The organism is Candidatus Manganitrophus morganii, from assembly GCA_021651055.1.
Lineage (GTDB): Bacteria > Nitrospirota > Nitrospiria > SBBL01 > Manganitrophaceae > Manganitrophus > Manganitrophus morganii.
This window is the reverse complement of sequence record JAJHOH010000001.1, coordinates 215619-230601: the sequence shown is the minus strand read 5'-3', so window position 1 is coordinate 230601 and position 14983 is coordinate 215619. Positions and strand designations below refer to the sequence as shown.

The 14983-nt window shown below is 48.1% G+C and carries 13 protein-coding genes; all 13 read left to right on the top strand.

Going from position 1 to position 14983, the window contains the following annotated elements; translation table 11 throughout:
• Nucleotides 1–55 precede the first annotated feature (55 nt).
• The 13 genes from MCM46_01020 (at nucleotide 56) to MCM46_00960 (ending at nucleotide 14975) form a co-directional block, all read left to right on the top strand.
• A complete protein-coding gene (locus MCM46_01020) occupies nucleotides 56–1051 on the top strand; it encodes an NAD-dependent 4,6-dehydratase LegB (protein MCG3110377.1) in 996 nt (331 codons plus the stop codon).
• A 45-nt stretch (nucleotides 1052–1096) separates the two neighbouring features.
• Nucleotides 1097–1822 carry a nucleotidyltransferase family protein gene (locus MCM46_01015; GenBank protein MCG3110376.1) on the top strand — a complete coding sequence of 242 codons (726 nt, stop codon included), beginning with the start codon at nucleotides 1097–1099 and terminating at the stop codon, nucleotides 1820–1822.
• Nucleotides 1815–2669 carry an NAD-dependent epimerase/dehydratase family protein gene (locus tag MCM46_01010; protein ID MCG3110375.1) on the top strand — a complete coding sequence of 285 codons (855 nt, stop codon included), beginning with the start codon at nucleotides 1815–1817 and terminating at the stop codon, nucleotides 2667–2669. The genes MCM46_01015 and MCM46_01010 overlap by 8 nt, the downstream gene beginning before the upstream one ends.
• 96 nt (nucleotides 2670–2765) lie before the next feature.
• The gene (locus tag MCM46_01005; GenBank protein ID MCG3110374.1) at nucleotides 2766–3626 is read left to right on the top strand and encodes a glycosyltransferase; all 861 of its coding nucleotides are present in this window, start codon (nucleotides 2766–2768) and stop codon (nucleotides 3624–3626) included.
• Between the two features lie 67 nt (nucleotides 3627–3693).
• A complete protein-coding gene (locus MCM46_01000) occupies nucleotides 3694–4989 on the top strand; it encodes a hypothetical protein (protein ID MCG3110373.1) in 1296 nt (431 codons plus the stop codon).
• Between the two features lie 59 nt (nucleotides 4990–5048).
• Nucleotides 5049–6167 (top strand): glycosyltransferase family 4 protein, encoded by a 1119-nt coding sequence (locus MCM46_00995; GenBank protein ID MCG3110372.1) that lies wholly within the window; start codon nucleotides 5049–5051, stop codon nucleotides 6165–6167.
• Between the two features lie 66 nt (nucleotides 6168–6233).
• On the top strand, nucleotides 6234–7373 hold the full coding sequence (locus MCM46_00990; protein MCG3110371.1) for an N-acetyl sugar amidotransferase: 1140 nt from the start codon (nucleotides 6234–6236) through the stop codon (nucleotides 7371–7373).
• On the top strand, nucleotides 7370–7984 hold the full coding sequence (gene hisH / locus MCM46_00985) for an imidazole glycerol phosphate synthase subunit HisH (protein MCG3110370.1): 615 nt from the start codon (nucleotides 7370–7372) through the stop codon (nucleotides 7982–7984). The genes MCM46_00990 and hisH overlap by 4 nt, the downstream gene beginning before the upstream one ends.
• Nucleotides 7985–7986: 2 nt before the next feature.
• Nucleotides 7987–8760, top strand: a complete 774-nt coding sequence (locus MCM46_00980; GenBank protein ID MCG3110369.1) for an AglZ/HisF2 family acetamidino modification protein — start codon at nucleotides 7987–7989, stop codon at nucleotides 8758–8760.
• A 100-nt stretch (nucleotides 8761–8860) separates the two neighbouring features.
• Nucleotides 8861–11002, top strand: a complete 2142-nt coding sequence (locus MCM46_00975; protein MCG3110368.1) for a bi-domain-containing oxidoreductase — start codon at nucleotides 8861–8863, stop codon at nucleotides 11000–11002.
• Nucleotides 10999–12081: an acyltransferase gene (locus MCM46_00970; protein ID MCG3110367.1), complete on the top strand. Its 1083-nt coding sequence runs from the start codon at nucleotides 10999–11001 to the stop codon at nucleotides 12079–12081. Before MCM46_00975 ends, MCM46_00970 begins: the two co-directional genes overlap by 4 nt.
• A 114-nt stretch (nucleotides 12082–12195) precedes the next feature.
• The gene (gene wecB, locus MCM46_00965; GenBank protein ID MCG3110366.1) at nucleotides 12196–13248 is read left to right on the top strand and encodes a UDP-N-acetylglucosamine 2-epimerase (non-hydrolyzing); all 1053 of its coding nucleotides are present in this window, start codon (nucleotides 12196–12198) and stop codon (nucleotides 13246–13248) included.
• 44 nt (nucleotides 13249–13292) lie between these two features.
• Nucleotides 13293–14975 carry a heparinase II/III family protein gene (locus MCM46_00960; GenBank protein MCG3110365.1) on the top strand — a complete coding sequence of 561 codons (1683 nt, stop codon included), beginning with the start codon at nucleotides 13293–13295 and terminating at the stop codon, nucleotides 14973–14975.
• Nucleotides 14976–14983: the final 8 nt, after the last annotated feature.

Sequence of the window (14983 nt, the reverse complement as noted above, 5' to 3'; positions counted from 1 at the left end):
TTAACGCGAGGGAAAACCGCTTTTAAATAGCTGCACTGATATTGGGGAATATACCATGAAAATATTGATCACCGGCGCTGACGGTTTTATTGGCTCTCATCTTACAGAGGCTCTAGTCCGCGAAGGACATGATGTTCGAGCCTTTGTTCTCTACAACTCTTTTAATTCTTATGGTTGGCTTGATTATTGCGCAGCGGACGTGAAAAGCCGGTTTGAGGTTTTCGCGGGCGATATTCGCGATCCGCATGGAGTAAAAACAGCCATGCAGGGTTGTGATACGGTGTTGCATTTGGCCGCTCTGATTGCAATTCCGTATTCCTATCACTCTCCAGATACCTATGTTGATACCAATGTTAAAGGAACTCTCAACGTGGTGCAAGCGGCGCGAGAAATGGGGGTCCGCAAGGTTGTCCACACTTCCACCAGCGAGGTATATGGGACGGCGCAGTTTGTCCCGATCACGGAAGAGCACCCGCTACAGGGTCAATCTCCCTACTCGGCAAGTAAGATCGGCGCCGACCAGATTGCTCTCTCATTTTATATGTCTTTCGGTACTCCACTTGCGGTATTGCGACCCTTTAATACCTATGGTCCTCGGCAGTCCGCGCGGGCAGTTATTCCTACGATCATCACCCAAATTGCTTCAGGTAAACGCAAAATTAAATTAGGTGCTATACATCCAACCCGTGATTTTTCCTATGTGGATGACACTGTTCGAGGTTTTATTTCTGCAATGAGTTGCGAGGCAGTTAATGGCACTGTGACCAATATTGGGAGCGGTTTCGAAATTTCGATTGAGGAGACTGTTCGTACCATTGCGGAATTGATGGGAGTACGGATCGACATCGAGTGTGACGCCGTTCGACTTCGCCCTGAAAAAAGTGAAGTGGAGCGCCTCGTTGCAAGCTACCAAAAAGCAGAGAAACTGATGGGCTGGAAGCCTCAATATAGCGGTCTGGAAGGTTTTAAGCAGGGGTTGAGAAAAACGATTGAATGGTTCACCGATCCGACCAACCTGGCACGTTATAAGATCGATGCATACAACTTATGACCCAGAAATGAAGTCCAATGATCAATCTGTTTATGATGAGGATACATGAAAAATAGGATGTCTAAGCGCGCAATCATTCTCGCGGGCGGCAAAGGTACACGCTTGCGACCGTATACAGTTGTCTTACCTAAGCCGCTGATGCCGATTGGCGATTATCCGATTCTGGAGGTGATCGTCCGGCAATTGGCCCGTCAAGGGTTCGATCACATTACCTTGGCGGTGAACCATCAGGCTGAGTTGATCAAGGCTTTCTTCGGTGACGGTACCAAGTGGAATGTCTTGATCGATTATTCACTGGAGAGTCAACCGCTTGGAACCATGGGGCCGTTGCGTCTGATTTCAGATCTTCCAAAACACTTCCTTGTCATGAACGGAGATATTCTTACCGATCTGGATTTTGGTGCATTCTACGAACAACATATTAAAGATAATCGTCTATTCACCATTTCGGCGCACCGGCGTGAGCAACTAATTGACTATGGCGTGCTGGAGACAGATGGTCATGAGATTCTGAGAGGTTTTTGTGAAAAACCCAAAACCAGTTATGAGGTCAGTATGGGAATTTATATGCTTAGCCGTGAAGTGTTGCGATTCATACCCGATAGTATTCCGTATGGTTTTGATAGGCTGATGTTAGATCTTCTTGCGCAGAAACATGGCATTGCCGTGAAAACCTATGGCGGCTACTGGATGGATATAGGACGTCCCGATGATTACATGCAGGCGATTGAACAATTTGAATGCTTGAAGGGAAAGTTTATCGATGGCTAAGGTTTTAGTGACAGGCGCATCGGGGTTTATTGGCAAACATTTGGTCTCAAAACTTCTCGCTGATCAGCATGATGTCATCAAAGTAAGCAGTGCTTCGGGTGATATCGCGGAAAAGACTACCTGGTCCTCTCTTCAGGCTGCGGAGGTGGTCATCCACCTGGCAGGTAAAACTTTCGTTCCCGACAGTTGGAAAGATCCGGCCGGTTTCCTGAAGACGAATCTATACGGTACGATGGGTGCTCTTGATTATTGCAGGCAATTTCACGCTCGGTTAGTGTTTCTGAGTTCCTATTTATACGGCAACCCGGAGAAACTGCCGATACCGGAATCTGCATCGTTAAAAGCAAATAATCCATATGCCCTTTCAAAAAAACTAGCTGAAGAGGTCTGCGAGTTTTACGCGAATCATTTCGGTATCAAGGCGACCATTCTGCGTCCGTTTAATGTCTATGGTCCTGGGCAAGCCGACTCCTTTCTTATTCCATCAATCGTGAATCAAGTGAATGCTGGCGATATCGTTCGTATCAAGGATTTAGAGCCCAAGCGAGATTATATTTACATCGACGACTTGGTGGATGCCATTATAAAGGCTGTAAACCTGGATCGAGCGTTCAGCATCCTCAATGTGGGCACAGGAGTCAGCCATTCGGTTGCCGACATTATTGATTTAATTCAAGAGATTAAGGGTACGAGCTGGGTTGTCCAATCGGCTTGCGAAAGGCGCCCTGAAGAGATCATGGATACGAGGGCCGATATCACAAAAGTATCTGAAGTTCTGAAATGGACTCCAAAGTGGTCCCTGAGATCGGGGCTGGAAAAAGTTTTAAGCGAGGCCTATGTCTCTTAAAAATTTATATTGGTCGATGTTCTCTATTCACGCATGGAGCGAGAAAGAGCGATGACTGTAAAACCCCTTCGGAGAGCTCCCAGAGTCTCGGTGATCATGACTATCTATAACGCGGCGCCGTTTCTGAAGGAGGCCATCGACAGCATTGTCACGCAGACTTTAACCGATTGGGAGTTGATTGCGGTTGAGAACGGCTCGTCCGACGAGTCGCCGACCATCTTGGCCGGCTATACCGATGAACGGATACGCGTATTTTCTTTGCCCAAAAATATCGGTCGAACCCCCGCATTGCGATATGCCTTCGAGCGGGCGCAAGGAGAATATATTGCGGTATTAGATGCGGATGATGTCTCCTATCCGGAAAGACTTGCACAGCAGACTGAGTACTTGGACCAGCGACCTGACGTCGGACTGGTGGGGTCTTGGGTCGAATATATTAATGAAAAAAACGTTGTAACCGAGAAATTTAAGCCGCCCGTAGAACCGGGCGAACTATATGACCTATTGGGATGGATGAACCCTTTTGTGCACTCTTCAATTATGTACCGAGCAAGACTTGGAAAGGATAGAGGTGGATATCCAGAGAGATATGTCTATGCTCAGGATAAAGCGCTTATTCTGAATATTGCCAAGGTTTCTCAGGTGGCAATGATAGACGAATACCTTTGCAGATTGCGAGAAACGGCATTGAGCATCACACGGTCTCCGGAATATTCTGTCACGGTTGCAACGGAAAGGCTTTTATTGCTTAAGCAGACAGCCAGAGATCTTTCACTGTCGAAAAAAGCATTAAAGCAGAATAGACTCAGACAAGCTGCAGCGCAACTAAAGCTAGGCGCCGCCTTATTGAGAAGATGGCATATTTTAGATGGGTTGAAACACATATTATTGGGTATCGTCAAAGATCCTTCCGGGCTTTGGAATAACGGTGTTACTAACAGACGGCTGATATCTTGAAAGAATAAGCTCTTAACTAGAATCTTACTACGTTCATCATCTCCCGAACGTTATATCGGCAAAGTAAATGATGCTCGCCAAAGACAGCACATCAGATTCCATCTCGATCCCGGCCGTTTTGATCGCAGCGACGGCTCTCATTTTTCCTTTCGTAAACATCATTTATATTATTTACCCAATTACATTTTTAGGGAAGAACGTTTGGCTTGTTGCACCGGTCCTTGTCATTATGGCGCTTTATTTATCGACTTTGTTTGATGTTCGAAAAGGCTTCACGGTTAAGAAGACTGACATTATTTTCTTAGCGATTGTTATCGCTGGCGGATTAATTTTTTATTTAAGGGAACTGGTTTATGTGGAACGGAGATCCTTTTTGGATTATCGATATATCCTTGCCCCAACTATTTTTTTATTGGTCTCCAAAAGATTTGTAAATGGCGATAAAAATATTAATTTTCTTTCCTCCGCTTTGGTTCTTACCTGTTTTATTCAGGCCATTTTGGGAATTTTGCATGCCTCTTTTTTCCCTGAATTAAATATTAGTTTTGATCCGGATAATGTTAAAAATGTCGAGTTTGTATTTGACGCGGAGAGGACCCGGGAGGGAGGAACATTGGGAGCTTCCATTTACGCGAATGTAATCGTTTGCGGGATGTTTTTGCTCGCGACAAAAAGGCCAACCCCGACATCGTTGCGCTCATCTATTTTATTAACTATTTCAATCATGGTGATGTTATACGCAGTAACGCTGAGCGGCTCGCGCTATCCGATCGTCATTGCCGGTCTGCTGACCCTTACTTTCTTCATAAACTCTCTATCGAATTGGCGGCAGTGGGTGGCGATTGGAATGCTCGCGATATTCTCAATTATTTGGTTTACGAACATGGAGAATGTTGAGTTCTATTCCATCTTTAGATTCAGCGAAGATTCCGGTGGACGTATAGATAAATTAATACTTCCCTTTGAGCTTCTTATCGCGGATATGTTCCATCTTTTGGTTGGAGCTTCTAATGAACTGACGGCGAACACGTATTCTTCCTCTGGCGTGGGAATATCCGATAATTCCTATTGGCTCCTGTCTTTGCAATTCGGGCCTATATTTGCGCTTTTCTGGTTTGGTTTTGTAGTCAACCTCCTTATGAGAGATATTGTGAATAACGCGTCATTCTTTTTTCTAGTTTATTTCCTTATTGGACTGGGGATTACCAATTGTATTCTCTGGGAGCCTTGGGTTTTTTTGGCAATTTTCACGGGTACCATCTTGCATAGGCGTGACCAGATCGGGGGCGAAATCTATGATAAGTATTACCCACACAGTGAATTAAGATGGAGATTAGAAAATAGTACAGAACCAATAAACTAAGTATGTAGGAAACATAAAACGGTACAACAGCCGATTTTAGAAATGGGTGAATAGATTAGATGATGGAAAACGTGAAGGCTGCAATGAGTGAAATAATAATCATTGGGAATGCGCGTTGTTACCATTCCATGGATTGGTACAGAACGATAAAGAAAGTTTGCAGCCACAGAGAGATTCTATTTGCAACAGACTTGATTGATAGTGAAAGCCATCAGAAGATTACTTGCGAAGACGATCATATTATCGATTTGTATAATATCGATTGGCTGTTATTCAAGCGGCAAACCAACATGGGGAATGTGTGGAGAAATATCGTGAAATTCCTTGTTTCCCCGCTGCAGATATTGAAAATAAGATCAATCGAGAAAAAATATCCAAACGCCGTTTTTCATGCTCATACAATGTACTATATGTTTTGCTGCTGGTTGGCTCGGATCAAATTCGTCGGGACGCCGCAGGGCAGCGAGGTGCTCGTTCGGCCGGATCGATCCTCCATTTATAAGTATTTTGCCTGTAAGGCATTAAAAGCAGCCGATCATCTGATCGTCGATTCTACTAATTTGAAAAATAGAATCCGGGAGTTGTGCGGTAAGGATGCAGTGGTCATCCAAAACGGAATGGATGCTTCCACTATTTTAATGAAATCAAATAAAAAAAATGAGCGGACAAAGGTCACGTCGTTTCGGGGGATGTATCCGATTTATCGTATAGACGAAATCGTAGAGGGGCGAACAAACTCTAGACTAAAACCGCCATTAACATTCAGTTATCCTTTTTGGGAAGAGGAATATAAAGGAAAAATTATATCGAAATTGGAACGAGGCGACACTGATTTGGGTCGCCTTCCCCTCAAGGATGAGGTGTATGAATTGCTTTTCACGACAGTACTGGCGATATCTATTCCCAAAAGTGATTCATCCCCCAGAAGTGTGTATGAAGCGATCTTTTGTGGATGCTGTGTGGCGGTCACCTACAATCCATGGATTGAAAGCCTGCCTTCCTGTATGAGATCGAGATTATTTATCGTCGATCTTCAGGATAAAGCCTGGTTCGATAAAGCGATCGAGTTTGCACATTCAATAACAAAGAATCCATTTGTACCTTCTCAAACGGCGTTAGATTTGTTTGATCAGGAACGGACGATGAAGAAAGTTGCGGAGACATTCTACGAAGTATAGTTGATCAGAGGGAACAGGTTGTATGATCCCTCCCTCACGAAAGAGAGATGGAAGGAAGCTCAAATGATGAGAAGTAATAAAAGCCAAGTTTGCTCCAATTGCGTCATGGACACGACCGACTCCCATATCACTTTCGACGATAAGGGGGTCTGCGACCATTGCAACAACTTTTACAAGAATATCCTTCCCAACTGGCATACGGATGAAAGGGGAAGGCGGGCGCTTCAGGAAATCGTGGATGAAATCAAGAAAGAGGGAGTCGGAAAGGATTTCGATTGTATTATGGGGATGAGCGGGGGCGTCGACAGCTCCTATCTGACCTACATCGTGAAAGAACAGTTTGGATTACGGCCTTTGGTTTTTCATGTTGATGCCGGCTGGAATTCCCAGGAGGCGGTCAATAACATTGAAAAATTGGTCGATAAATTGAATTTGGATTTGTATACCGAAGTGATCGATTGGGAAGAAATGCGGGATCTTCAGCTGGCCTTTTTTAAATCCGGTGTCCCGCACCTCGACACCCCTCAGGATCATGCGTTTTTCGCGACCCTGTATAATTTCGCGGCAAAGTATAAAATCAAATATATTCTGACGGGGGCGAATTTTTCAACCGAATGCGTCAAGAATCCGCTTGAATGGCACTATCATGCCAGTGATTTGGTTCAACTGAAGGATATTCATAATAAATTTGGAGAACGTCCTCTGGCAAATTTCCCTTTGGCCAATATTCTGAAATACAAAGTCTTTTATCGTTATTTCAAAGGTGTACAAGTCGTCAAACCCTTAAATTATGTGCCATACATCAAAGAGGAGGCCATGCAACTCCTGATTGATCGATTTGGATGGCAAAAGTATCCACAGAAACACTTTGAATCGAGATTCAGCAAATTTTATGAAGCCTATTGGCAGCCTAAGAAATTCGGCATCGATAAAAGAAAGGTTCAATTCTCAAGCTTGATTCTGACGAAGCAGATGACCAGGAAAGAGGCATTGGAGAAACTTTCGAAGCCGGCATATGACGAGAATACGATAAAACAGGATTTCGAATATATCGCCACCAAGCTCGGCATTTCCGTGGCGGAGTTGCAAGGATACTTAGACGCTCCCAATAAGTCTTATCGGGATTACAAATCGCAATTGGGGACTTTTGTGTTGGGGACAAAAGTGATGACGGCATTAGGCATGGAAAAAAGAGCGATAAGATGATCGCCATCGTCGATTATGGATTGGGTAATATCAGGGCATTTGCCAATGTCTATAAAGAATTAGACATCCCGTTTTTGATTGCTTCAAAAGCCGACGATTTGAAAAAGGCGAGCAAGATCATCTTGCCGGGGGTTGGCGCGTTTGATCAAGCGATGGAACTTCTGCAAAATTCCGGTATGCGGGAGTTACTGGACGATCTTGTGTTACAACGTAAACTTCCGGTGCTGGGGATCTGCGTTGGAATGCAGATGCTGGCGCATTCAAGTGAGGAAGGAAAATTGCCCGGGCTTGGATGGATTGATGGCGTCGTCAAAAAATTCAATGCTTCACGCTTAGTATATAAGACCCGTCTTCCCCATATGGGGTGGAACAAGATAAGTCCCAAAAAGGAGAACAAATTGTTTCAGGAATTGGGTGACGGGCCCCGGTTCTATTTCCTTCATTCATATTATTTCCAGTGCCATTATGACGGGGATACCGCCGCGCAAACGGATTATGGAGATCTATTTTCCTCTGCGGTTAATTCAGGGAATATTTACGGCGTTCAATTCCACCCGGAAAAAAGCCATCGAAATGGCATTCAACTTCTTAAAAACTTTGGAAATCTATAAAAATGCTGTACCCAAGAATCATTCCCTGTTTATTGGTTAAAAACAAAGGTCTTGTCAAAACAACGAAATTCAAGGATCCCAAGTATGTCGGAGATCCCATCAATGCGGTGAAAATATTCAATGAAAAGGAAGTGGACGAACTGATTGTACTTGACATCGATGCGACGGTCGAAAATAGAGAACCCGATTATAAGATGATTGAAAACTTGGCGGCAGAATGCAGAATGCCGCTTTGCTATGGCGGAGGCATTAAAAAGGTCGAGCAGGCACAAAAGATTTTTGGTTTAGGGGTTGAAAAAATTGCAATCAGTTCTGTCGCGCTGGATCGTCCTGACCTTGTAAGGCAGATCGCTGAACAAGTAGGTAATCAGAGTGTCGTTGTGGTTTTAGATGTTAAAAAGAGTTTGGAGGATAAGTATGAGGTCTGGACACACAATGGGAAAAATAATACAGGAGAATGTCCGGTAGCCCTCGCAAAGTTAATGGAAAGACTTGGAGCCGGCGAAATCGTCATCAATTCAATTGACAATGACGGCATGATGAAAGGGTATGATTTTTCTATCGTCGATAAGATCCGAGAATCAGTCAGTGTTCCAATGTCCGTACTTGGCGGGGCAGGGTCTCTTCAAGATATCGGTCAATTAATTGGTAAGTATGGAATCATTGGTGCTGCAGCAGGGAGCCTGTTTGTATTTAAAGGGGTTTATAAGGCCGTTTTGATAAATTATCCAAATCGTATTCAAAAAGAGGCGCTCATAAAAGAGAATTTTTTATAGACGGTGAAAACCGAAGAACCCAGTTTAGGCTTTTTCGTATTGAATTTGATGCCGGGGCGTATCTTAGACGTCCGCAAGAAAAACCCTGAGTGAGGAAAAAATGAAACAAATTCTTCAAAGTCTTAAAACAGGCGCCACCGAAGTGGCGGAGATCCCTTGTCCTGCAGTCAGGCGGGGAGAGTTGCTCATTCGTTCAACGCGCACGCTGGTGTCGGTCGGCACCGAGCGGATGTTGGTGGCGTTCGGCAAGGCCGGGTGGATCGAGAAGGCCCGCCAGCAGCCGGATAAAGTTCGCATGGTGTTGGACAAGATCAAAACGGACGGACTGATACCGACATTAGAGGCGGTGTTCAACAAGCTGGACCAACCGCTGCCGCTCGGCTACTGCAATGTCGGCGTGGCGATGGAGCTGGGGGGCGGCGTGACCGGTTTCTCCGTGGGTGACCGGGTTGTTTCCAACGGCAAACATGCCGAGGTGATCAGTGTGCCGATGAATCTTTGTGCGAAGGTTCCGGAAAACGTATCGGACGATGAGGCGGCCTTCACGGTCATCGGCGCTATCGGTTTGCAGGGTATTCGCCTGGTACAACCGACCTTGGGTGAAGCGGTGGTGGTGACCGGCTTGGGACTGATCGGTTTGGTCACTGTACAGTTGCTGCGAGCGCACGGTTGTCGCGTACTCGGCATTGATTTTGACGCCGAGAAGCTGGCCTTGGCGCGGCAGTTTGGCGCCGAAGTAGTGGACCTTTCGGCAGGGGAAGATCCGGTTTCCGCTGCGAATGCATTCTCCCGCGGTCGCGGGGTCGATGCCGTCCTCATTACCGCCTCAACCAAGAGCAGTGAGCCAGTCCATCAGGCCGCGCTCATGTGCCGCAAGCGCGGCCGCATTGTGTTGGTGGGAGTGACGGGGCTCGAATTATCCCGCGCCGATTTCTTTGAAAAAGAGCTGACTTTTCAAGTTTCCTGTTCCTACGGTCCCGGGCGCTACGATTCGAATTATGAAGTAAAGGGATTCGACTACCCGGTCGGCTATGTCCGATGGACTGAACAGCGTAACTTCGAAGCGGTGCTCGATATGATGGCCGACGGGCGGCTCGATGTAAAACCGCTCATCTCGCACCGCTTTGCCATCGACGACGCGGAGGAGGCCTACGCGCTGGTGGGCGGGGCGGGCCCCTCGCTCGGCATTCTATTGCAGTACCTGACCGAAGCTCAGAAGCCGGAGATGGAACTGCGACGGTCGACCGTGGTGCTGGCTCCCACAGGGGCAAGGGGAGAGGAACCATCCAATGTGGCGTTCATTGGTTCGGGGAACTATGCCACGGCAGTATTGATTCCGGCTTTCAAGGAGGCGGGAGCGCGACTGAAGACAGTCGCTTCCAGCGGCGGCGTCAGTGGTCTTCATGCCGGGCGTAAGTTCGGGTTTGAGGTGACCACGACAGATACCGACCGCGTTTTTTCCGATCCGCAGATCAATACGGTCGTCATCACCACCCGGCACGACAGCCATGCGCGATTGGTCTGTCAGACATTAAACAGAGGAAAGCATCTCTTTGTCGAAAAACCACTGGCGCTGACATTGGCTGAACTGACGGCCATTGAGCAGGCCTATGCGGAGGCGCTTGGTGCCGGCCAGAATCCATTGGTGATGGTCGGTTTCAACCGCCGCTTTGCTCCCCAGGTTCAAAAAATGAAAGCGCTTCTAAACGGGGTGAAGGACCCGAAGGCTTTTGTGATGATGGTGAACGCCGGCGCCATTCCTTCGGAACACTGGACCCAAGATTCGGCGGTCGGCGGCGGCCGCATCATCGGCGAAGCCTGTCACTTTATTGATCTTCTCCGCTTTCTCGCGGACTCGCCGATCCGTGGATTTCAGACCATCTCGATCGGCAAGGAGCGCGGGGTGATGGCGGAGGACAAGGCGAGTATAACGCTGCACTTCGAGGATGGCTCTATCGGCACCATTCATTATCTGGCAAACGGCCACAAGTCCTTCCCAAAGGAGAGGCTGGAGGTTTTCGCCGGCGGGCGAATCCTCCAACTGGATAACTACCGTAAGCTCAAGGGCTTTGGCTGGGCGGGGTTCCGCACGATGAACCTCTGGCGGCAGGACAAGGGACAAAAGGCGTGCGCAGTTTCCTTCGTACAGGCGATCAAGCTAGGTGGAGCGGCGCCGATTCCATTTGATGTTTTGGTGGAGGTGAGTCGGGTGTCGATTGAAGTCGCGGAGATGCTTCGATGATGTCCAGATCAGCACCCGTACATCCAAATGGGGCATCTGCGGCAATGAGACTCAATAATTTTGATCTAATAAGGCTTTTTGCCGCGCTGCAAGTTTTGATCGGGCATGGGAGTACCCATCTAGAAGCGGCGGTCCCTGGTTTCGTTGGGGCTATTCTGGCGTATTTTCCTGGCGTACCAATTTTCTTTATTATTAGCGGTTTCCTGATATCTATGTCATGGGATCGGGCACCCTCGCTGAAGCAATACGTTTGGAATCGGGCGTTGCGAATTTATCCGGCTCTGTGGGTTTGTCTGTTTTTTTCAATCGGAATTTTTCTTGCTTCCGGTGTAAAGCCGGATTCCTTACCGAGTTTTTTTGGGTGGTTTTTCGCACAAATTACATTATTTCAATTTTACAACCCGGATTTCCTCCGTGGATTTGGAATTGGAGTAATCAATGGCAGCTTATGGACGATACCTGTAGAGCTTCAGTTTTATATCTTATTACCGTTGCTTGCGATTGCAGCAAAAAGAACCCGCTTGATATGGGTGGTACACACTTTAATTGCGGCTGCGCTGATGATCCTCGCGATGCCCTATTTAGCTGAACGGCATACCACTATTCAGAAATTGTTTGGTGTTTCGATTATTCCATATCTTTTTTTATTCTTGATCGGCGTTCTTACACGCCAGCTTTATGAGAAATACCCAAACCTTTTTAAAGGAAAAGGCCTTATTTGGAGTGGGGTATACGGTTTATGGGTTGCTATTGAAATTATTTTTGATATCGATGGAGGGTCAGGGAATCGGTTGAATGTAGTATCGATCATTCTTCTTGGAATGCTCACTGTGAGCTTCGCTTTTTCAAAATCCGAGTTATCTTCTTATATTTTGAAAAACAATGATATTTCGTATGGCGTATACATCTATCATGTTCCGGTGATAAATTTTCTAATGTTCAATCAAATTATTGGCTTGTTGGGTTTTGTTGCCATGTTGTTTGTTACGATTGTGATCGCGATGCTTTCTTGGCGATTCATCGAGAAGCCCGCACTGGGCCTAAAGAACTATTCACTCTTGCAACGGGGTGGTGTATGACCGCATGGTGGTCCGTCCTACGTATGGGCCAATCGGCACCATTTAAATTGCCCGAACAAATGCGATAGCCCGATGCCAATTATTGACATCATCGCCGGTGCACGGCCCAACTTCATGAAAATTGCTCCGATCATTCGAGCGCTTCAGTTGCGTCAGGCCGCGGGAGGCCATCTTCGATATCGCCTCGTTCACACCGGCCAGCACTATGATGCCCGGATGTCGGGGGATTTTTTTGACCAACTCGACATCACCAAGCCCGACGTCAACCTGGAAGTCGGCTCCGGAACGCAGGCCGAGCAAGCATCGGCCATCATGCTCCGTTATGAAAAACTCCTGCTGGAGCAGCATATCGACCTCTGCCTGGTGGTGGGCGATGTCACATCGACCATGGCCTGCGCGATTGCCGCGCAGAAGCTTTGTGTGCCTGTGGCGCATGTAGAAGGCGGGATCCGTTCCGGCGACTGGACCATGCCCGAAGAAATCAACCGAATGGTAACCGACGCTATCACGAATTATTTTTTTACAACCAGCGAGGTTGCAAATCAGAACCTGCGGCGATCGGGGGTGGCCGACGAGCGAATCTTTTTCGTCGGCAACACGATGATCGATACGCTGCTGGCCAATATGGATCGGCTGCGCCCGCCTGACTTCTGGGATAAATTGGGGCTCAAAGCGGGGAACTACTTTGTGGTGACCCTCCATCGGCCGGCGAATGTGGATGGTGAGCAGCACCTTTTGCGACTGCTCCATGCGATCACCGAAGGAACAAAAGGGTTGCCGGTGGTCTTCCCGGTGCATCCGCGCACCGCGAAAAGTCTGCATGAGTTGGGAAGGCAGGTTCCGGGCATGCAATATGTCGATCCGCTGGGCTACCTGGAATTCAACTATTTGGTTAAACATGCCAAGGGGGTGATGACCGACTCGGGCGGAATCACGGAAGAAACCACAGTGATGGGGGTCCCCTGCATGACCTTGCGCAATAACACCGAGCGTCCTGAGACGGTCACCGTTGGGACCAATGAGCTGATCGGCACCGACCCGGCCAACTTCGCTCCAGCACTGAAGCGGTTAATGGCCGGGGACTGGAAAAAGGGCAGGATTCCGGAAAAATGGGATGGCAAGGCGGCGGAGCGAATTGTGGCCGAGCTCGAACGGCTGTTGGCATAAGGCAATGAATTCGATCGATGAGTGTCCTATCTCTTGGAGGCCGCATGTCTCCGCATAAGATCCTTCGGCTATTTCATACCGTTCGCCACCTTAAGGCAGAGCAGGTTATTTATCGTCTCTACTACAAATTTAAAACGGTTCGTCTCACGGAAAGGGGTGAGTACCGTCAAAGAGGTTGGCCGGCGGCATGGTCTGATCCCGAGCTTCTTCCCACCACGATGGTCGGCTATAACCGTTTTGAGTTTCTAGGGGAGACCGGTGACATCCATGATCAAGAGGCTTGGAACGATCCTAAGAAGAGCAAGCTGTGGCTGTACAACCTTCACTATATGGATGACCTGAATTCCGTCAGCGCTGAGCTGAGGCATGAAGCGCACAAAAATCTAGTCGATCGCTGGATCGCGGAGAATCCGCCCGCGACGGGGAGCGGCTGGGAGCCTTATCCACTTTCTCTCCGGATTGTGAATCTGGTGAAGTGGTTTTCCCGTCAAAAAGCGATTGAACCGATTTGGCTGAAAAGCCTGGGTCTGCAGGCGCAAGCCCTGTATAAACAGCTGGAGTTCCACATTCTCGGGAACCACCTGATGGCAAACGCCAAGGCGATGATATTTGCCGGTGCTTTTTTGGAAGGGGATGAGGCGCAAAAATGGTTGAACAAAGGGCTTCGAATTCTGGATCGTGAGATTCCGGAGCAGTTTCTTCCGGATGGAGGGCATTTTGAACGATCTCCCATGTACCACGCCATTTTACTGGGCGATCTCTGTGATCTGTTAAACCTCGCCGAGCGATCAGGGATCATAGATTTGAAAGAGCGAATTTCAGATTGGCGCGAAAGGGTCGCCCGGGGCCTCTCCTGGTTGGCAACCATGTCGCATCCCGATGGCCGCATTGCTTTTTTTAACGACGCCGCCTTTGGCATCGCTCCCGACCTTGAAGCGATCAAAACCTATGCCAAGCGCCTCGGCTGTAAGGTCGAGCCGGCGCTGCCGAGAAGCCTACAGGGTGAGGGGAAGGTCTCCTTGCGCCGGCTGGAAAACACCGGTTACTATCGCGTTGACCTCCCTGGCGACGGCGTCTGCTTGCTGGACCTGGCGGAGATCGGACCTGATTATCTTCCCGGACACGGACATGCAGATACGCTTAGTTTTGAGCTGAGCATTTTTGGCCAGCGGGTCTTCGTCAATTCAGGGACTTCGCAGTATGGGGAGGGAGTTGAAAGGCTGCGCCAACGAGGGACCGCAGCGCATAACACGGTGGTCATAGACGACGAGGACTCCAGTGAGGTATGGGGCGGGTTTCGTGTGGCGCGCAGGGCATATCCCAACAAGCCGCTCATTTCCGAAGACGACAAATCGCTGGTGATCGAAGCAAGTCATGACGGCTACAAACGGATCCGAAACGGCGTCATCCACCAGCGGAGTTGGAATTTTACCTCGCGCTCGCTGGTGATTCAAGACTGGATCACAGGGGATTTCCAAACAGCGGAAGCGCGTTTTCACCTTCATCCGGATGTCCGCATCGATCGAAGCCATTTCTCAGGTTACCGACTCTTACTCCCGTCGGCCCCAACAAAAACCGTGAATTTTAGCGTGCAGGGAGCAAAGAATGTCGAGCGGGTGGCGTCTCAGTGGCACCCAAAGTTTGGAACGTCCGTACCGAATATTTGTATTGCGATAAAATTCACCGGGCGCCATCTGACGACTCGAATTGAATGGGGTGATCTTTGAGAGTTTTG